At 69.5% G+C, this 20,445-nt stretch carries 14 protein-coding genes; 11 read left to right on the top strand and 3 right to left on the bottom strand.

Annotated features, from left to right (window positions below; translation table 11 throughout):
* Window positions 1–764 (bottom strand): acyl-CoA dehydrogenase family protein (locus tag ABS78_RS16675; RefSeq protein WP_293381802.1); only part of this gene is annotated, 764 nt, incomplete at its 3' end.
* Window positions 765–1,042: 278 nt separating this feature from the next.
* On the opposite strand from ABS78_RS16675, the gene ABS78_RS16680 reads away from it, so the two are divergent.
* The 5 genes from ABS78_RS16680 (at window position 1,043) to ABS78_RS16700 (ending at window position 7,768) form a co-directional block, all read left to right on the top strand.
* On the top strand, window positions 1,043–1,726 hold the full coding sequence (locus tag ABS78_RS16680) for a Plug domain-containing protein (RefSeq protein ID WP_293381805.1): 684 nt from the start codon (window positions 1,043–1,045) through the stop codon (window positions 1,724–1,726).
* Window positions 1,663–3,348, top strand: a complete 1,686-nt coding sequence (locus ABS78_RS16685) for a TonB-dependent receptor (RefSeq protein ID WP_293381808.1) — start codon at window positions 1,663–1,665, stop codon at window positions 3,346–3,348. The genes ABS78_RS16680 and ABS78_RS16685 overlap by 64 nt, the downstream gene beginning before the upstream one ends.
* Window positions 3,349–3,521: 173 nt before the next feature.
* A complete protein-coding gene (locus ABS78_RS16690; RefSeq protein WP_293381811.1) occupies window positions 3,522–4,454 on the top strand; it encodes a LysR family transcriptional regulator in 933 nt (310 codons plus the stop codon).
* A gap of 119 nt (window positions 4,455–4,573) precedes the next feature.
* Window positions 4,574–6,250: a class I adenylate-forming enzyme family protein gene (locus ABS78_RS16695; protein ID WP_293381814.1), complete on the top strand. Its 1,677-nt coding sequence runs from the start codon at window positions 4,574–4,576 to the stop codon at window positions 6,248–6,250.
* 72 nt (window positions 6,251–6,322) lie between these two features.
* Window positions 6,323–7,768, top strand: a complete 1,446-nt coding sequence (locus ABS78_RS16700) for a sulfatase-like hydrolase/transferase (protein WP_293381817.1) — start codon at window positions 6,323–6,325, stop codon at window positions 7,766–7,768.
* A gap of 73 nt (window positions 7,769–7,841) precedes the next feature.
* On the opposite strand, the gene ABS78_RS16705 is transcribed toward ABS78_RS16700, so the two are convergent.
* Together ABS78_RS16705 and ABS78_RS16710 are read right to left on the bottom strand one after the other, a co-directional pair.
* Complete coding sequence (locus ABS78_RS16705) at window positions 7,842–8,957, bottom strand: membrane dipeptidase (protein ID WP_293381820.1); 1,116 nt, start codon at window positions 8,955–8,957, stop codon at window positions 7,842–7,844.
* Window positions 8,954–10,471, bottom strand: coding sequence for a hypothetical protein (locus ABS78_RS16710; protein ID WP_293381823.1), 1,518 nt, complete (start codon window positions 10,469–10,471; stop codon window positions 8,954–8,956). Before ABS78_RS16710 ends, ABS78_RS16705 begins: the two co-directional genes overlap by 4 nt.
* A gap of 138 nt (window positions 10,472–10,609) precedes the next feature.
* Here ABS78_RS16710 and ABS78_RS16715 point away from each other — a divergent pair, with 138 nt between their 5' ends.
* From ABS78_RS16715 to ABS78_RS16740, 6 genes are all read left to right on the top strand, one after another.
* Window positions 10,610–12,283: a hypothetical protein gene (locus ABS78_RS16715; protein ID WP_293381827.1), complete on the top strand. Its 1,674-nt coding sequence runs from the start codon at window positions 10,610–10,612 to the stop codon at window positions 12,281–12,283.
* Window positions 12,284–12,294: 11 nt separating this feature from the next.
* Window positions 12,295–13,734, top strand: a complete 1,440-nt coding sequence (locus ABS78_RS16720) for a CapA family protein (RefSeq protein WP_293381830.1) — start codon at window positions 12,295–12,297, stop codon at window positions 13,732–13,734.
* A gap of 16 nt (window positions 13,735–13,750) precedes the next feature.
* Window positions 13,751–15,406 (top strand): hypothetical protein, encoded by a 1,656-nt coding sequence (locus tag ABS78_RS16725; protein WP_293381832.1) that lies wholly within the window; start codon window positions 13,751–13,753, stop codon window positions 15,404–15,406.
* Between the two features lie 96 nt (window positions 15,407–15,502).
* Entirely contained in the window at window positions 15,503–16,015 is a 513-nt protein-coding gene (locus ABS78_RS16730; protein ID WP_293381834.1) for a sigma-70 family RNA polymerase sigma factor, read from the top strand.
* Window positions 16,012–17,079: a FecR domain-containing protein gene (locus ABS78_RS16735; protein ID WP_293381837.1), complete on the top strand. Its 1,068-nt coding sequence runs from the start codon at window positions 16,012–16,014 to the stop codon at window positions 17,077–17,079. Before ABS78_RS16730 ends, ABS78_RS16735 begins: the two co-directional genes overlap by 4 nt.
* Before the next feature lie 88 nt (window positions 17,080–17,167).
* A complete protein-coding gene (locus ABS78_RS16740) occupies window positions 17,168–20,371 on the top strand; it encodes a TonB-dependent receptor (RefSeq protein WP_293381840.1) in 3,204 nt (1,067 codons plus the stop codon).
* The last annotated feature ends 74 nt before the right edge of the window (window positions 20,372–20,445 follow it).

The following is a 20,445-nucleotide window of genomic DNA, read 5'->3' on the forward strand; positions in this document are numbered from 1 at the left end:
ATGTGCATGTGGCCGTGCGGCGCGTCGGGATCGCCGAACACCTGCTGGCCCTGGACGATCTCGACGCCCTCGGTCGGCAGCGGCACCAGGATCTGCGACAGCTGCAGGTGCGGCGGGTCGTTCGCGCCGCCGGTGCGCACCATGCAGATCATCACCTTGCAGCGTGGATCGCCCGCGCCCGAGATGTAGTGCTTCTCGCCGTTGATGATGTATTCGTCACCGACGCGGACGGCGCGGGTGTCGATGTTCTTGGCGTCCGAGCTGGCGGTGTTCAGCTCGGTCATGCAGTAGGCCGACCGGATCTTTCCTTCCAGAAGCGGTTCGAGCCACTGCTTCTTCTGCTCGGGCGTGCCCACGCGCTCCAGCACTTCCATGTTGCCGGTGTCGGGGGCCGAGCAGTTCATCGCCGGCGAAGCCAGGTGGTTCTTCCCGAGTTCGAAGGCGATGTAGGCGTAGTCGAGGTTCGACAGGCCCTCGCCGGTCTCGGCGTTCGGAAGGAAGAAGTTCCAGAGGCCCGCGGCCTTGGCCTTGTCCTTGGCGGCTTCCAGCACTTCGAGCTGGCCCGGAGCATGCCGCCAGATGTCCGGCCGGCCCTCGCCGAGACGATGGAATTCCACCGACATCGGATCGACGACGTCGCGGATGAAAGCCTTGACCTGATCGTAGAGCGGGATCGCCTTGTCGGACATCCGCAGGTCGTTCAGCGCGTCCTGCGGGCGCAGGCCGAAGCCCGACATTGCGCGATCGTGTAGGTCGGGCCCCATGTGCGTCCTGTTCCCCAATGGCGTAGCCGGCTCTGTTGGCGGGACATGCCCGGGGCGGCCGTCATCCGCACTGCGCCCTGAGGCTAGTCCTCGCCGTCGACGGCGGGGATAGAAGAAGGTTGGGGGCAGTCATGCATCCGGAACATGGTTGAATTCGCCCCCGTGTCGCGAGCGGCGCCCATGTCCGGGAGCTATGAGTCCGGTCAAATGCTTTCGATATCAGGTATGGCCTGCGATCCGTACACTTCCCTTCAATAAATAATCGTCGGGAGGAAATGATGATCAAGCTACGGGCTCGCCTTGCCGCCAGTACGGCGCTGGTGTTCGCGTCGTCGTTCTTCGGCATGGCGCAGGCTCAGGAGAGCGCCGCCGTCGAGGAGGTGGTCGTCACGGCGCAGAAGCGGGCCGAGAATGTCCAGGATGTGCCGATCTCGGTGACGGCCTTCAGCGGAGAGACCCTGGAAGCGGCCGGCGTGCAGGATGTCCGCGATCTCCGCCGGATCACGCCGAGCCTCTACCTGGCCACCTCCTCCAACACCAGCAACACGCGGATCATGATGCGCGGCGTCGGCACCAGCGGGAACACCGCGGTGGAGCCGAGCGTCGCGACCTTCGTGGACGGGGTCTATGTCCCGCGGATCGGCTCGCTTCTCGCGGGGCTCAACGACATCGGTTCGGTGGAAGTTCTCCGCGGTCCGCAGGGCACCCTGTTCGGGCGCAACGCGTCGATGGGCGCCGTGCTGATCCGCACCCAGGCGCCGGGCGACGTGCTTTCCGGCGAAGCGTCCGCCACGGTCGGAACCTACGGCGTGCGCCGCGTTGCGGCGGCAAGACCCGCGTCTCGCTGCTGGGCTACAAGGGCGACGGCTTCGGCCGAAACGACCTCACCGGCAAGCGCATGGGCCGCAACGACGGCTTCTCCGCTCGCGCGGCCGTGGAATGGAACATCACGCCCGAGGTGACCTGGACGTTGCGGGGCGACTACCAGAACCTCAGCGGCGACGGGTACAACACCATCACGGTGGTCACCGACACCGTGACCCCGCAGACGCTGGCGAACTGGCAGACGCGGCTGGATCCGGACGGCGCCGGGCCCCTGGTCGGGGTGCTTCCCTATACCTCCGACACCTATTCGCGACGGGTGCGCCAGTCCACCGAGGGCGACCTCAAGGACTATCAGACCGGAGTCGCCAGCGACCTGACCTGGGACATGGCGGGCGGCTATCAGCTCAAGCTGATCAGCGGCTATCGCGACTGGAAGAACATCCAGTATCAGGTCTCGAACGGGAACATCCCGCTGGAGCTTCAGCGCCGCACCACCTTCGCCGACAGCCAGAACCATTCGCAGGAGCTGCAACTGCTGTCGCCGGACACGCTGTTCGACGGGCGGTTCAACTTCGTCGCGGGCCTCTTCTACTACAAGGAGGCCTACGACATCGGCCAGAACATCGACCTCACGCGGGACTTCTGTGAGGTCTTCCTCCGCAACACGGCGACCGCAGCGCGCCTCAACCAGTGCCGGACCAATCCCCTAGAGGGGGCGTCGTTCTACGTGTTCACCCAGGACACCGAGTCGGTCGCGGCCTACGCCCAGGGCGTGTTCAAGCTCAGCGAGCAGTTCAGCGTCACCGGCGGGCTCCGCTACTCGGAGGATGAGAAGATCGCGACCTTCCGGGCGCTGACGCGCAATCCGGCGGCGGCCCAGGCGGCGGAGTCGACCGACATGTCGCTGAAGGAGGACAAGATCACCTGGCGGATCAGCGGCGCCTATCGGCCGAACGACGACCTGATGGTCTTCGCCAGCTACTCGACCGGCTTCAAGTCGGGCGGGTTCGACTCCGCGCCGGCGACGGGGACTCCCTCCACAGCCTTCGCCCGGACCTTCCAGGCGGAGACGGTCGAGAACTGGGAGCTGGGGGTGAAGTCGCAGCTCTTCGACCGACGGCTGGTGGCCAATGCGACGCTGTTCCGGACCGAGATCGACGACCTGCAGTTCCGGAGCTACGACGGGCTGCAGTTCCGGACCCGCAACAACGGCAAGGCCCGCCAGCAGGGGATCGAGTTCGAGACGGTGGCGCGACCGATTCCGCCGCTGACCCTGACCCTGGCGGGGACATTGCTCGATTCCGAATACCTCGACTTCCGGGGCGCGCCCGGGCTGCCGGGGCTCGGCGGGGACCAGGACCTCACCGGGCAACGGCTGCCCTACTCGCCGAAGTGGCAGGGCGCGGCGTCCGCGCAGTACATCGGCGACCTCTCCAACGGGATGTCGTGGCTCGTCCGTGCGGACCTGAGCTTCACGAGCCGCGCCAACCTCGCCACGGCGGGCGACAACAACCCGGACGCCGACCAGGGCGGCTACGCCGTCCTCGGCGGGCGCATCGCGCTGCGCGGTCCCCAGCAGACATGGGAGGTCGCGATGATCGGCCAGAACCTCACCGACAAGGCGTTCTGCACGGGGATCTTCAATCAGCCCAACAACGCGGCCTTCGGTCTCAACAACGCCGTGACCGGCGCCACGGCCCTGCGATGCACGCTCAACGATCCGCGGCAGGTCGCGGTCGAGGCGCGGGTGCGCTTCTAGGGGCCGCGACACACGGCGGGCGACCTCCCCCGATCCGCCGTGTGTCGTCGCCTATGGACGGTTCGATGCGAGCCGTCCGCCATGTCCTCGGGACCGGAAAGGGGCAGCCCTTGAGCCAGCCGGACAAGGGGGCGAGTCTTGTGGCCCGCTCCTGCAACGCTTACCCAAACCGCATGGACGTCCGACATGCTCGGCAGATACTCGAGATCTGGAGGCGAAAGAGTCTCGGCGGGGCGGCGCGCGCGCTGAAGATTTCCCAGCCTACGCTCAGCCGAAGTCTGGCCCGCGTCGAGGATCAACTCGGGGTCACCCTCTTCGAGCGCGGGCCCAACGGCGCGACGCCGACCACCTACGCCGAGTACATCGTCTCCCGCATCGCGCCGGCGCTCGAGCGCATGGACGCTCTGGCGATGGAGGTCCAGCAGATGGCGCGGGGCGAGGCCGGGCGCCTGCGCATCGGCGCGGCGCCGCTCGCCCGCGCCACGATCCTGGAGGACGTCTGTCTCGAAGTGTCCCGGCGCTTTCCGAACCTGCGCGTGCAGGTGTCGCTGGATCCGGCGGAAGCGCTCGCCCAGAAGCTGGTGGGGCGTCAGCTCGACATCGCCTTCTCGTCCTCGGAGATCCTGACCTCCGAGGCCCTGCGCCATGACCCCGAGGCCCGGGCGTTTTCGCTGTTCGCGTACGACACCCGCTTCCACGCCCATCACGAGCACCCGATCGTGGCCTTGAAACGCGAACTCACGGCCGACGACGTGCTCGCCTATCCCATCGCCTCGCTCTCGATCTCGCGCACGCTGCGGGAGTCGTTCCCGATTTCCCTGACCGACGCGCAGAACGGGCATCTGCGCGCGCTGCAGACCGGCGACTACGACCTCCTGCGCCGGGTGGTGTCGGAAGGCCGGGCGATCGGCTTCGGTCCGGCGCCGCTGTTCGAGCGGGATGTCCGGGAGGGACGGATCGTCTCCCTGCGGTTCGGCGCCGTGCGCGAGCGCCGCGGCATTGCGCTCCTGATGCCGGAGTACCTGCAATCGCCCCTGGCGCGGCAGATCATCGAAATCGCCATCCAGGCGGCGCGCCGGATGGAAGGGACGCGCGATCCCGGCTGATCGCGTCATGCATCCGGAACATGGCGCCGGACAAACATTCGCAGCAGCGAAGAGCCGCGGCCGGGCGCAAGGTGCGCCGAAGAGATCGAAGGATCCTGGGAAAAAGGGGAGGGGGAGACATGACGCGCGACAAGGCCCTCGCCCGCCTGACCGGGCCCGGCGAAGCCTACGAACTCATCGAATGCGAGGTGCTGGGTCGGCGTCGCCGGGTGTTCCGGAACGCGCCGGAATCGCTTCGGGACCTGTTCGAAGCGACCGCATCCGACGCGCCGTTCCTGGTCTTCGAGGACGAGCGCCTGACCTTCGCCCAGGCCTGGGCCCGCGCGCGGAGTCTTGCGGCCTGGCTCGTCCGGGACGCCGGGGTCGCCCGCGGCGATCGGGTCGCCATCGCCATGCGCAACTATCCGGAATGGATGATCGCGTTCCAGGCGATCACGGCGGTCGGCGCGGTGGCCGTGGCCCTCAACGCCCTGTGGACGGCCCAGGAGCTGGCGTTCGGCGTCGCCGATTCCGGCGCTGGGGTGCTGATCGCGGATCCGGAGCGCATCCAGCGCTGGCGGGACGCCGGCGGCGCAGCCGAGGTTCGGGTCGTCGGCGTTCGTCTCGCCGAGCCTCAGCCCGGCGTCACGCCCTGGGCGATGGCCGCGAGCCGGCGCGATCTTCCGTCCGACCTGCCGGTGCCGCGGGCCGATGACGACGCGACCATCCTCTACACCTCCGGCAGCACGGGCCGGCCGAAGGGCGTGGTGTCCACGCACCGCAACATCCTGAGCGCGCTGCTCTCGTGGGAACTGGACGTCAAGGTGGCCGAGCTGCGCAGCGACGGGCCGCCGGCGGCGCCCGCCGCGCGGCCGGCGGTCCTCCTGGCCATCCCGCTCTTCCATGTGACCGGCCTGCATGCGGTCTTCCTGAGTTCGTTCCGGGCCCAGCGGCGGGTGGTGTCGATGTACCGGTGGGATCCCGCCGTCGCCGCAGACCTGATCGCCCGCGAGGAGATCTCCCAGATCAATGCGCCGGCCGCCGTGACCGGCGACCTGCTGGAGCACGTTCGCCGGACCGGCCGCGACCTGCCGTCGCTGCGTCTCGTGGGCGGCGGCGGGGTGGCGCGTGCGCCCGAGCAGGTGCGGGCGATCCCCGAAGTGCTGCCCGCCGCCCTGCCGGTCACGGGCTGGGGGATGACGGAAACCAACGCCATCGGCGCGGGAATCCGCGGCCGGGACTACCTGGATCATCCGGGCAGCGTCGGCCAGGCGGCCGCCGTCCTCGACCTGCGCGTGAGGAACGCGGCGGGCGATCCCGATGCGCCGGGCGAACTGCAGGTCCGCGGCGCCTCGGTCATGCGGGGATATTGGGGACGCCCCGACGCCGACGCCGAGGTCTTCGACGGAGAGTGGCTGCGCACGGGCGATGTCGCCCGGATCGACCGGGACGGCTATGTCTGGATCGTCGACCGCCTCAAGGACCTGATCATCCGGGGCGGCGAGAACATCGCCTGCGCGACGGTCGAGGCGGCGCTGCTCGAGCATCCGGCGATCCTCGAGGCCGCGGTCTTCGCGACGCCGGACCCGCGGCTGGGTGAGGCCGTGGGCGCCGCGATCTTCGTTCGCGACGCGGTCTCGGCCGGCGAACTCGGGAGCTTTCTGGAGGGACGTCTGGCGCGTTTCGAGACGCCCACGCAACTCTGGGTCCACGACGGACCGCTTCCGCGTACGGCCTCGGGCAAGCTCTTCAAGCACGGCGTCCGCGACGCGGTCCTGAACGGCGCGCCGGCCTATCGGCGGCTGCTCCGTGGGTGAGCCGCTCGAACCCCCGCCCGGGACCCGCTCCGCGGCGTCGCCGCGTCCGGACCTCTCCAAAGGAGTAAGACCATGTCCCTGAAGCGTCCGCGCCAGCGCCGGTCCTGGAAGGTCTCCGCCTGCGGGTTCGCCATCGCCGTCGCGATGGGGGCCGCCCCCGCCACCGCGGCGCCCCCCAAGCGGCCCAACATCATCGTCATCGTGGCGGACGACCTCGGCTATGGCGACCTGTCGAGCTACGGGGCGCCGTACAGCACGCCGAACATCGACCGCCTTGCAAGCGACGGCGTGCGTTTCACTCAGGGCTATGCGACCGCCGCGCTCTGCAGCCCGTCGCGCGCGGCGTTGATGACCGGGCGCTATCAGCAGCGGTTCGGCCACGAGTACCAGCTCTACGACAACGCGCGCGACGGCGTCGACGCAGCGCAGCCGACGCTGGCCCGCACGCTGCGCGCGGCAGGTTATCGGACGGCGCTCTACGGGAAATGGCACCTGGGCATGCTGCCCGAGCGGCAGCCGCAGCAGATGGGTTTCGACGAGTTCTTCGGAATCCTGGGGGGACAGGCGCCCTACGCCGCCCCGACGCGGCCCGATGTCGTATCCAGTCCCCCACCCGCGCTAATGCCCCGGACCTACGCCGTCACGCCCACGAGCAAGTACCAGGAGAACGGGCGGCCGGTGGACATGCCTGACTATGCGACGACGGCCTTCACCGACCGCGCGCTGAGCTTCATCGACCGGAACAAGGACGGCCCCTTCTTCCTGATGCTGACCTACACGGCGCCGCACACGCCGCTTCAGGCGACACAGGCGCAACTCGCGAAGCTGGCCGAGATCCCGGATCCGGAGATGCGGCTCTACCGCGCCGTGATCGACGAACTCGACATCGGGGTCGGACAGATCCGCGAGCGGCTCGCCCGGCACGGCCTGACGAACGACACGATGATCGTCTTCGTCAGCGACAACGGCTGTCCCGACTACGTTCGCACGGTCTGCTCGAACGGGCCGCTGAACGCCTGGAAGCGCTACCTCACCGAAGGGGGCGTGCGCGTGCCCTACATGATGGCCTGGCCGGGAAAGATCCGCGGGGGGCAGACCTACGGGAACGCCGTCAGCACGCTGGACATATTTCCGACGGCCGTCGCGGCGGCCGGCGCCAAGGGCGATCCCGAAAGGCCCACCGACGGACGCAACCTGCTCCCGTTCCTCCAGGGCCTCGACAAGGGCCGTCCGCACGAGCGGCTCTACTGGCGCTCGCTTCCGTCCTACGCGATCCGCGACGGCGACTGGAAGCTGCTGGTCAACGCCAATCCGAAGGGCGAGACGGTGACCATGCTCTTCAACCTGGCGGGCGACCCATCCGAACAGAAGGACCTCGCGGCCCGGAACCCCGAGATCGTCGCGCGCCTGAACCAGGCGTGGAAGGCCTGGAGCGACGGCCTGGCCGCGCCGCGCTGGCCGACCGCCAAAGCGTTCGACGTGGAGATCAACGGCGTGCCGGTGCGGACCACCAACTGATGGCGTCGCAAGACCTGCTGTCCTCGGGCGCGGACGGACTCGAGCCGGCCTCGTTCGAGTGCGGCCCCGTAGGTCAGTCGCCCCAGATGTCGCGGGCGTAGCGGACGAAGTTCAGCCCCAGGATCTTCTCGATCCGGGCCGGCTTGTGGCCGCGTTCGGACAGGAGCCGGTGGAGCTTGCGGAACTGGTCGGGGCCGCGCAGGTCGAGGACGAACGGGTGCGTGTCGGCGCGTTCGCCGGGCGCGGCCACGCCCTTGGCCTTGCGGTCCTCGTGCTCCTGCCGGAGCATCTCCTTGTAGGTTTCCATGTTGTCGATGGGCGTCGTGCCGCCGTCGGTCCCGATACCCACGTGGTCTTCGCCGCAGATCTTGATGGCGTGCTCGATGTGCTGGACCACATCGGCGGCGGTGGCGTGGCCCGACAGATTCAGGAACGGCATAAAGTAGATGCCGACGAAGCCGCCCTTCTCGGCCACCAGGCGCAGTTCCTCGTCGGTCTTGTTGCGCGGCAGGTCGACCAGTGCGCGGCATCCGGTGTGGTTGATCGAGATCGGCTGGCGGGACGCCTGGATCGCGTCGAGGCAGATCTGGCGGCCCGAGTGGCTGAGGTCGACCATGATGCGGTTGGCGTTGAGGCGGTCGACGACCTTGCGGCCGAACTCGGTGAGCCCGCGGCCCTCGGGGACGATGGCGCCGTCGCCGAGCTGGTTGCGCAGATTGTAGGTGAGTTGGATCACCCGGACGCCCATGTCGGCGAAGATGTCGACGCGGCTGGCGTCGTCGCCCATCTGCGCGGCGTTCTGGAAGCCGAAGATGACCCCGATCTTCCCGTCGCGCTTGGCCCTGGCGATGTCGGCGGCGGTGAGGATCAGGGTGACGTCGTTCGGGTTTTCCCGGATCAGCCGGGTCCACTGGGCGACCTCGGCGACCGAGGCCTGGAACGGCTCGGCCTGGCCAGCGACGAAGCCGATCGTGATGTTGACCGCCGTCGTGCCCGAGGCGCGGGCGTCGGCCAGGATGCGCGGGGTCAGGACTGGGCGCGGGGGCTCGGGGAAATTGGGGTCGCCCAGTCCGCCCAGCGCGTTCACGACGATGACGTTCCTGAGCGGATCGGCTGTGGCGGCGGCCGCGGCCGGACTGGCGGCCGCAGCGGCGGAGAGGGCGAGCAGGGTGCGGCGGTCGAGAGTCATGGTTTGGCTCCGGAAAGGGGCGCCTGGACCTTCCGGGCCAGGGCGCGCATGTCTTGGGCGAATTCCGCGCGCGCAGGGGCGTCGCGGTAGATGGCGTGGCCGGCCAGGTAGCAGCGGAAAGTCACGCGCTCGCGGTCGGGCGGCGGCAGGCGGCGGCCCAGCTCGGCGTCGATCGAGCAGCCGCCCAGGGGGTCGTAGGCCCCGTGGGGAACCAGCACCTGGAGGCCGGGGCTGAGCGCCATGGCTTCGGCCGCGCCCGACAGGTTGGGTCCGAACTTGCCCAGGCCGATCGCGCCGGTGCGCGCGAAGTCGGCGCGGGCCTGGGCGATCTGCTCGTCGGTGGCGCCGTAGACGGTCGAGTGGGTCCAGGTGGCGTTGACGGGTTTCGGATGGACGCCGTCGGGGGCGAACCCGTCGTCGATCGGCTCGACCCCGAAGTAGGGCAGGTCGGTGGCGTAGCCCAGGTCGTGACGGAGATAGCGCACCCCGAGCCGTAGCGACGGGGCGACGTACGGCTCCTCACGACGATAGTCGGAATAGTAGAGGCGCTTTCCCCCGCCGATACGTCCCAGGAAGAGGCCCTGGGTGACCGACAGGGTCTTCGGATCTATGTCGGCGGCCGTCAGGCCGATGCGGCGGGCGAGGTCGACGGCCAGCGCCGCGCGTTCGGCGTCCGAAAGCTGGTCGAGGCGGCGCAGGGCGGGGAGGTAGACGTCGCGCGCCCATTGCTCGGCGATCGTGCGGGCCTGGTCGGGCGTCGTCCCGAGTTCGGGCGGCAGCCGGCCGAAATGGAGCGCCGCGACCGCATAGTCGCCGGTGTGCATGGCCAGGGCGATGCGGGGCCGGTCGGGATAGTCGGGCAGGCCGGTGGTGTTCGAGATCAGCGCCAGGCCGCGCACGTCGAACCCGCGCTTGAGCAGCTGGTACGTCACCGCGCCCGCCCGCACGGCGCCATAGCTCTGGCCGGCGATGATGAGCGGCGCCTCCTCGGCGCCGTGGCGCAGCACCCAGGCCCGGACGAACTCGGTGGTCGCCATCGCGTCGCCGATCCAGCTCGTGAACGCCTTCTGCGCCTCGGGGCTGACGGCGCGCGAGAAGCCGGTGGCCACGGGGTCCATGAACACGAGATCGGTGTCGGTCAGCCAGGTGTCGGCGTTGTCGACCAAGCGGTCGCCTTCGATCCGGCGCGGGCCGGCGCCCTCGAAGTGCAGCGAGGCGGCGGGCAGTCCCGGGCCGCCGTTCCACACGAAGGTGACCGGCCGGACCGCGCCGCGCCGGGCCGGCGCGCGATAGGCGACGTAGAAGACGTGGGCCAGCGGCTCGCCCGTGGCGACGTCGCGAATGGGTATGCGTCCGGCCTCGGCCGTATACTCCAGGGGACGGCCGCCGATCTCGATCCGGTGACGGGTCAGGATCGGGGGTGGCTCGGCGGCCGTGGCCGGGCCTGGGCGGGCTGCGAACGTCAGGCTCGCCGCGACCACGGCCAGCAACAGGCTGCGACAGCCGATCCGCATATCCGCGTCTCCCCCTCGGATCCCTGCTCCTAATACGCATGCGGCGGCCAAACCCGTCCGCCAAACCCGTCTGGGGGCGCCGGGATTTTGTCGGCTGGGGCGTACTAACAGGCGACGGTGACGAGCATGGAGGGGGCGATGCGGGCGGCATGGCGCGTAGGCGCGATCGCGGCGATCCTGGCTTTGGGGGGCGTAGCCCAGGCGGCGGCCGAGGCCCCGCTTGCGACGGTGGTCATCCGGCCCGGCAAGGTGGTGGACGCCAAGGCGCCCGTGGAGGTCACCATGACCCTTCCCGGTGTCGATGCGCCGGCCGGCCGGCCCTTCGTCTCGGCGGGCCTGTTCACCCCGGGCCTCTCGCGGCCCGCCGAACTGCTCGACCTCAGCGTCCGCGATGCGGCCGGGCCCGTCCCGCTTACGGTCGAGTCGGCGGGTGACGGCCCCCGCCGCTGGAGCCCGGCACGGGCGATCCGCGGCCAGACGGTGCTGAAGTACACGTTGCTGGCCGAGAACATTCCGGCCCTGTCGGGCGGCCCGCCCACGGCGCTGCGCGTGGACGGCGAGGGCGTCTCAGGCGTCGGCGGCGCCCTGATGATCACGCCCGACGTTCCCGGCGACCATCGCATCGCGCTGAAATGGGACATCTCGGCCATGGGGCGTGGGTTCGAGGGCGTTTCGAGCTGGGGGGACGGCGATGTGATCGTTCCGGCCGGCCCGCTCAGCCAGCTCGGTCGCGGCGTCTACATGGCGGGTCCGATCGAGCGCGAGACCCACGGCGCCTTCTCGGCGGTCTGGATCAAGGGGCAGCCGCCTTTCGACCCCCGGCCGTCGATGCAGTGGACCGCCAGGCTCCACAGCTTCATGAGCGGCTATTTCAAGGACACGACCGAGCCGCCCTACCGGGTGTTCATGCGCTTCAATCCGATGAACGCGGGCGGTGGCGCGGCGCTCACCCATTCCTTCCTCGTCACCTACGGCAAGGACGTCACCGGCGAGAGCTTCAAGGCCATCCTGGGCCATGAGATGACCCACACCTGGACGGCCAGTGGGGCGGTCGGGAATTGGTACTCGGAGGGCAATGCGGTCTTCTACCAGGCCATGATCCCGTGGAAGGCGGGCCTGTTCACCACCGACCAGTACCTCCAGGACATCAACGAAACCGCCTACCGCTACTTCACCAACGCCCTGCGCGACACGCCCGAGGATCAGGTCGTTCCGCGCTTCTGGGAGGACACCCGCATCCGGGTGCTGCCCTACGACCGGGGGGCCATGTACTTCGCGGTCCTGAACGGCAAGGTTCGCCGTGCATCGAGCGGCAGGCGGTCGATCGACGACCTGATCCTGGTGATGATGCAGAAGGCCCGGTCGCGGGAGCCGCTGAGTGAGCAGGTCTGGGTCGATCTGGTGCGCCAGGAACTGGGCGAGGACGGAGTGGCCGTGCACCGGTCGATGATGGCAGGAGGCTTGATGCTCCCGGAGTCCGACGATTTCGGCCCCTGTTTCCGCCGCACGACGACGAAGATGCGCCAGTTCGACCTTGGCTTCGACAACGCCTCGATCGTCTCGAACCCGAAGGTGATCAAGGGGCTGAAGCCCGGGTCCGAGGCCGAGAAGGCGGGCCTGCGCAACGGCGACATCGTCACCTACGGCGTGGCGCTGGACGCTGTCCAGGGCGACATCGGCCGCAAGCTGGAGATGAAGGTCACCCGCGACGGCAAGACCTTCGACGTCGCCTACCGCCCGCGCGGCGCCGAGGTCGAGACCTATCAGTGGGAGCGCGTCCCCGACGCCTCCGATCCGATCTGCAAGTCGTGAAGGGGGACGGAATGACCAAGACGACGATACGGCTGGCCGCCGGCGTGGCCGTGGCCGCGCTCCTGGCCGGCGTGGCCGTGGCCCAGCCTGCGGCGGCGCCCGAGACTCCGCGCCCGTCCAACGATCCCGCGGAGTTCCTGCGCGACCCGCCCAAACCGGCCAGCCCGAAGGGCAGGTTCTCGCTCGTCCTGCTGGGTGACCTCCTCTACTCGCGCCCGATGGCCGAGCGCCCCGACCCGAAGCTTCAGGAGGTGATCTCCCTGATCCGCTCGGGGGACGTGACGATCGCCAACCGCGAGAGCCCGATCCTCGACCTGGAGACCTTCCAGGGCACCGGCTACGCCAACGGCCTGCTGTGGGGCGAGGCGTCCCTGGCCAAGGATCAGAAGGCGATGGGCATCGACATGGTCTCGATGGCCAACAACCATTCCACCGACTGGGGGCCGGAGGGCGTGATCGAGACGATCCGCCTGCACGACGAGGCGGGCATCGTCCACTCGGGCGCGGGGCGCAACCTCCAGGAAGCGCGGCGTGCGGGCATCCTGACCACGCCGAAGGCCCGGGTCGCCCTGGTGTCGACCGCCTCGACCGTGAAGCCCAACGCCGGCGCCAACGATGCGTTCGGCGAGGTGAAGCAGCGGACCGGCATCAGCGTGCTGCGCGTGCGGCCGATCCAGATGGTGACCGCCGACCAGATGGCCCTGGTGCGGAAGATGGCCACCGAGTTCGCCTCGCCCCGCAAGCCGGCGCCGGCCGCCGACGCGGTGGAGGTGACGGTCAACGAGCAGATTTATCGCCTGGGACCGAAGACCGAGCTCAAGTGGGAGATGGACCTCTACGACCACGCGGGCCTGCTGAAGGCGGTGCGCGAGGCGAAGGACAACGCCGACGTTGTCGTCTTCACGATCCACGCCCACGAAAGCACCACGGGGGTCGACGACGACACGCCGCCGCCGCCCGACTTCCTGATCAGGCTGTTCCACGATGCGGTGGACGCGGGGGCCGACGTGATCCTGGGCGGCGGCCCCCACTCGCTGCGCGGCGTCGAGATCTACAAGGGCAAGGTCGTCCTCTACGGGATGGGCGTCTTCTTCATCAACGGCGAGATCAAGGCGCTGCAGGAGACCGCGCTGCGGGTCTGGCCCGATCCGGCGACCGGCAAGGCGCCGCCGCCCAGACCCGAGGAGCGCTCGGTGCGCGCCGGCGGCAATCCCGCGAGCTGGTACGACAGCGTGGTTGCAGTCACCGAGTTCGACGGACCGAAGATCAAGACGGTGAAGCTGTATCCGCTGGACATGGGCAATACCTACGACCGGTCGCGCCGGGGCATCCCTCACTTCGCCGATCCCGAGAACGCCCGGCGCATCCTGGCCAACCTCCAGCGCGACTCCGCCCCGTTCGGCACGAAGATCGACATCGAAGGGTCGGTCGGCGTCATACGCATCCCTTGAGGCCGGGGGCGAACCGATGAGACGGCTGACGGCGACGGTCCTGATGACTGCGGGCCTTGTCGCGGGCGCCGCGCGGGCCGAGCCCGCGCCCCTGATGACGGTCCTGCTGAAGCCGAGCGCCATGACGGCGCCGGCCGACGGCCACGTGGACGTGACGGTGACCGTGCCGGGCATGGACGTGGCGGCCGGCCAGCCGCTGTTCGTCCTGCCGACCATGGCGCCCAACATGCCGTCGCCGCAGCCTCGCACCGACCTCTCGGTCACCGACGCCGACGGGGCTGTGCCCCTCGTCACCGGCCAGACGGGCGATGCGCCGTGGACCTCGTCGCGGCGGGTGCATGGCGAGGTCGTGGCTCGCTATCGTCTGCCGATCGACAACGCGCGGGGCAGCGGCCCGCCCATCAACCTGCGCATCGACGGCGCCAGCTTCTCGACCCCGGGGCGCATGCTGGTCGCCATTCCGCAATCCGGCGCGGCCTATCGCGTGGCGATCCGCTGGGACGTGAGCGCCATGGGGCCGGGCGCGGTGGGCGTCACGGGCTATGGCGACGGCGACGTGGAGATTCCGGCAGGCCCTCCGGGGCGCCTGGCGACGACCATGTTCGCCGGCGGCCGTTTCTCGCGCGAGCCGGCTTTGGCCCAGGGTGGCTTCTCGGCGCTCTGGGGCGGCGAGCCGCCGTTCGATCCGCGCCCGCTGATGCAGTGGACCGGCCGGCTCCACGGCTGGATGAGCAGGTTCTTCAAGGACGAGGTCGAGCCGCCCTACCGCGTGATCCTGCGCTCGAACCCGCAGAATCCGGGTGGCGGCGTGGCCATGACCCAATCGTTCGCCGTGGGCTATGGCGAGGGCACGGATCCGGAGGCGCTGAAGTCGATCCTGGGCCACGAGATGACCCACACCTGGACGGCGATCGAGCCCCTGGGCAAATGGTGGAGCGAGGGCAACGCGGTCTACTATCAGGAACTGCTGCCCTGGCGCGCGGGCCAGATCACCACCGAGCAGTACCTGGCGGGCGTCAACCGCACGGCGATGCGCTACTACGCCAACACCCGGAAGCACACGCCGGAAGCCGAGGTGGCGGACCAGTTCTGGGACGACACCCGCGTGAGGCTCATGCCCTACGACCGGGGCGCGCTCTACTTCGCGGTGCTGAACGGCCAGATCGTACGGGCGTCGGGGGGCAGGCGATCGGTGGACGATCTGGTTCGGACCATGATGATGCGGTTCCGCGGCGGCGAGGAGATCACCGAGGCCAAATGGCTGGAGGTCCTGCGCGCCGAACTGGGCGAGGCGGGCCCGGCGACGCACCGGGCGATGATGAGCGGCCAACTCGTGCTGCCCGCCTCCGGCGACTACGGCCCCTGCTTCCGCCGCGTCGTGCGCAAGGCGCGCGTCTTCGAACCCGGCTACGACCTGCGGGCGACGGCGTCGGACAAGGTGGTGCGCGGCCTGGTGGCGGGGTCCGAGGCCGAGGCGGCGGGCCTGCGCGACGGGGACAGGATCGTCGCCGCGCCTTTCGGCGACTCCATGCAGCACGATCACGCGCGGGTCGTCACCGTGGAGGTCACGCGCGGCGACCAACCCCTCTCGTTCACCTATCTGCCGCGCGGCGAGTGGGTGGACGTCTACCAATGGGAGCGGACGGCCGTTCCCGAGACCTCCTGTCGATAGGGGAAATATCGGCCGCCGTTCTGGCGTTTCGGTGGGAATCCGTTCGCTGCGCGTACTACCCCGCGTTAGCGTCCCGGTTGAGAACTGGAGCAGATCGTGCAACCCGACGCCAAGGCGGCCGCCAGCGCGATGAGCCAACGGTTTCGACCGGCTCTCATCGCATTCTTCCTGCGGCGGATCCGTAACCATTCGGAGGCGGAAGACCTGACCCAGGAAGTGCTCTTGCGGGTCGCTCAGAGAGGCGCCGAGATCGATGCGGCCCGTCCCGACGCCTATGTGTTCCAGATCGCGGCCAACCTGCTGCGCGACCGCGGCCGCCGCCAGAAGGTGCGTGCGGCCTACCAGGCGGCCCTGGCCTCGAACGACGCGGCCTGGGTCGAGGAGCGTGACCCCGATCGGGTGCTCCAGGCCAAGCAGTCGCTGTCGACCGTGCTCGGCGCGCTTCAGGAACTGCCCGACCGGACGCGCACCATCTTCGTCCTCTTCCGCCTTGAGAACATGAAGCAGCGCGAGATCGCCGACATGCTCGGAATCTCGGTGCGCACCGTGGAGCAGCACGTGGTGCGCGCCAGCGTGCATCTGCGCGCCTGCTTCGGGAGCCAGCCGTGAGCTCCGTGTCCGACGAGGTGATCGAGCGCGCCGCGCTGTGGGCGGCCCGACTCGCCGACGGCCAGGTTCCCCGGGATCAGCAGCGCGAGTTCCAGGCCTGGCTCGACGCCGACCCAGCCCATGAGGTCGCGCTGTTCGAGATCGTCGGCTCCTGGGAGGCGGTGGGGCACTACGCCGCCAGCGCCGAGGTGATGGCGCTGCGCGAGGCGGCCCTGGCGTCGGCGCGCCGAAGCTTTCACCGCCATACGCGTGGCGAGATGCCGAGGCGTCGCGTCCTGGCGCTCATCGCCGCGACGCTGGCCGTGGCCATCGTGGGCCTGGGCGGCCTCGGGGTGTGGCTGTCGCCGCGCACCTATGAGACGGCCGTGGGCGAACGTCGCGTGGTGGTGCTGGCCGACGGGTCCAAGGTTTCGCTCGACGCCGCCACCGTGGTGAAGGTGCGCTACACCGGCGAGAAGCGCCGCCTGTGGCTGCAGCGCGGCCGGGCCAAGTTCGATGTGGCGCGCGATCCGCTGCGACCCTTCTCGGTCACCGCCGCCAATGAAATGGTGGTGGCCACCGGCACGGCCTTCAGTGTCGAACTGCTGCACGATCAGGTCCGCGTCGTCCTCTACGAGGGCCATGTGATGGTGCTGGATCGCGAGGGCGGGGCGGAGCGCCGGACCGTGGCGGTGGGGCCGCGGCGGGTCCCGGCCGACCAGCTCCTGGCGCCCGGCCGCGAACTGATCCTGCCGACGGCTCCCGTCGCGCAGGCCGTCACCGTGGCTGCGGCCGCCGTCGTTGCGCATACCGACCCCGTCCGTTCGTTGTCCTGGGAGGCGGGCCAGCTCGTGTTCGAGGACGAACCGCTGGGCGTCGTGGTCCAGCGGATGAACCGCTATGCGGACCGGCCGCTGGCGGTGGGCGACCAGGCGGCGGCGAACGTCCGGGTCTCGGGCGTCTTTCGGGCCGGAGACACCACCGCTCTGCTCCAGGGTCTGGCCGCGGCCTTCGATCTGGAGGCGCGGGGCGGGCCGGCCGGGATGACGATTTTCGGGGGTGAAGACACGCCGCCGCCCACTTGAGGTTCGGCTTTCCGAGGCTCGTGCGTACCACCCCATAAGACGGTTTGGCGACAACCGCCGATCGTCCGGAACGAAGGGGGCTTCGGACATGATGGGGATAAAGTTGGCGGGCCTCGGCGGCTCGGCCGCCGCGGCGGCGCTTCTGGTGTTCGCGGGACCGGCCGCGGCCCAGGTTCAGCAGCAGACATATCGCTTCGACGTACCGGCGCAGAACCTGGGCGGGGCGCTGCGGGTGTTCGGCCAGGCGTCGCGTCAGCAGATCATTTTCGCCGAGGACGACGTGCGTGGTAAGACGAGCCCCGCGCTGGTCGGTTCGTTCACTGCCGACGAGGGTCTTCAGCGTCTGCTCGCCGGCAGTGGCCTGTCGGTGCGCCGCACCGCCGCCGGAGTGATCTACGTGGGGCGAGACGGCGCCGCGTCCGCCGGGGCAAACGCCAGCGCCGCGGCCTCACAGGAAGTCGCCGAAGTCCTCGTGACCGGTTCGCGTATTCCGCGGACGTCCACCTCCACCGCGGCGCCGGTGACCATCCTGGACGACGAGGCGATCACCGAGCGCGGTTACGTGAACCTGGGTGAGATGCTGAACCAAGTCACGTCCAACGTTCCCTCGTTCCCGATCTCGGTCACTTCGGGCTTCCCGGCGGGTTCGGGCGCGACCTCGCCCAACCTGTTCAACCTCGGAGCCGGGCGCACGCTGACCCTGCTGAACGGCCGGCGGATGGTCACGTCCTCCTCGGGTCTGGGCGACCGTACGGTGGACACCAACGTCATCCCCACGGGCCTGATCCAGCGGGTCGATATCGTCCAGGCGGGCGGCGCGGCCGTCTACGGTTCGGACGCCATCGCCGGCGTGGTGAACTACATCCTCAAGGACAGCTTCGAGGGCCTGGAGCTCGACGCCCAGTACGGCGAGAGTACGAAGGGCGACTATCCCCGGACCTTCCTGCGCGCGACCTGGGGCAAGAACTTCGCCGAGGGCCGCGGCAACATCGCCGTCGATCTCGAGTATTCCAAGACCCGGCCGCTGCTGGAATATGCGCGTCGCCGTACGGCGGAGGGGCCCCGCAACGTCCCGAACCTCGCCAACCGAACGACCACGGACGGCATCCCGCCGACCGTCTGGGTGTTCAACGGCCACTTTTGGTCGCAGAACTATGACGGCGTCATCTTCCAGACCAACACCTCCCTGCCGACGGGCCTCCTGCGCCTGAACGGCGGCGCGCTGCAGTTCTCGCCGGGCGGGCAGGTGATCCCGTACGACACGGGCCTGATCCAGGGCACCAGCAGCACCGCCATCGGCGGTCAGGGCCTGGACGTGCGCGAGAACTCGACCCTCGCGGCCGGCGTCGAGCGCTGGAACGGCACGGTGATCGGGCGTTACGATCTCACCGACAGCATCCGGCTCTCGGGCGAGCTGCTCGTCGGCCGCCAGGAGGGCCGCGATCCCTACGGCACGCAGCAGATCTTCCGCACCGCCGGCAGCAACGCGGTGGCGTTCAACCGCAACAACCCGTTCCTGTCGGCCCAGGACATCGCGACCCTGAGCGCCGCCAGCCCGACCTTCGCCGCCGGCGGCAACCTGTTCGTGTCGCGGCGGTTCAACATCCTGCCGACCCGCGAGCGCTATTCCCGCACCGAGACCTTCCGCGGCCTCGTCGCCCTGGATGGCGACTTCGCGTTCGCCGAGCGGAACTTCAACTGGAGTCTCTCGTACAGCCGGGCCGAGACCGACGGCACCCAGCGGGTCTGGACGCCCAACGTGCAGACCATCGACCGGGCGCTCAACGCCACCCGCAACGCCGCCGGCCAGATCGTCTGCTCGATCAACGCCGACGCGAATCCCGCCAACGACGATCCGCGCTGCGTGCCGCTGAACCCCTTCGGTTCGCAGACCGCCTCGCAGGAGGCGATCCTGTATGTGTCGGTGCTTCAGGGGCAGAACTACAAGAACACCCAGGACGCCTTCCTCGCCGTCATGAGCGGCGATGTGATCAACCTGCCGGCCGGCCCCGCCAAGTTCAGCGTCTCCTACGAGCATCGCGCCGAGAGCGTGGCGTTCCGGCCGTTCGAAGCCGACCTGCGCGGCCTCACCACTACCGGCACGGCCCCGATCAACCGCGACGGCGAGTTCAATACGGACGAGTTCGCCGGCGAACTGCTGGTGCCGGTCCTGGGCGGCGACTTCACCCTGCCGTTCGTCGAGGCCCTCGAGTTTTCCGGCTCCTATCGCTTCGTCGACCACTCGCTGGCGGGCAAGGAAGAGGTCTGGGGCGTCGGGGGGCGCTGGGAGGTGGGCTACGGCCTGAGCTTCCGCGCTTCGAAGAGCCGCAATTTCCGGGCGCCGACCCTGGACCAGCTGTTCGCGCCGACCTTCGCGGCGCCCGGCAACCCCATCGGGACCGACCCCTGCGACGCCGACCGGATCAACGGCGGCCCGGCGCCGGCGACCCGCCTCGCCAACTGTCAGGCCGAGTGGGCCCGCAATCCGGGGTACGATCCGCTGGTGGGCTTCCAGGACCCGGCCGAGAACACCGGCCTAGTCACCATCACGAGCGGCGGCAACCCGAACCTGCGCAACGAACTGTCCGAGACCGTCACCTGGGGGATCAGCTTCCAGCCGAGCTACATTCCGGGCCTGACCTTCACGGCGGACCGGATCCAGGTGGACCTGACGGACGGCCTGTCCGCGTTCACGCCCGCCAGCTTCCTCGCCACCTGCTACGACAGTTCGCCTCAGCCGGCGGACATCTGCGCCACCTTCCAGCGCAACGCCATGGGCCACATCATCGCGGCGCGGCAGACGACGTTCAACGCGGGCAAGGTGCTGTACCGCGGCGAGGTCTACAACTTCAGCTACCGCTTCCCGATCGGGCGGTTCTTCGACGACGCCGACTTCGGCACGCTGGAGATCGCGGCCGAGGCCACCCACACCACGCGCCTCCTGACCTCGGTGACGGGCTTCGACAGCAGCCGTTCTGACGGCACGACGGCCACGCCCGACTGGCGCGTGCGCGGCGACCTCCGCTACTCGAAGGGCCCGCTGCGCCTGTTCTACTCGGTCTACTACCTGCCCAGCGTCAAGGCGGCCTTCACCGATACGATCGAGACCAATCCGATCCCGGTCGTGAAGGCGAACTACACCCACACGATCTCGGCGGCGTACGAGTGGGAGAACTACACGTTCCGCGCCGGCGTGAACAACCTGACCAACGAGATGCCGTCGTTCCCGACCCGGACCTACGGCGACATCTTCGGGCGGCAGTTCTTCGTCGGGGTGCGGGCGCGCTACTAGGCCGCCCGTGATCGATCATCCGACGCGTCCGGTCCCGTCGAGGCGGGGCCGGCGCTTCCGCCCGGCGGAGCGCT

This window comes from Phenylobacterium sp. SCN 70-31, from assembly GCF_001724605.1.
Lineage (GTDB): Bacteria > Pseudomonadota > Alphaproteobacteria > Caulobacterales > Caulobacteraceae > Phenylobacterium.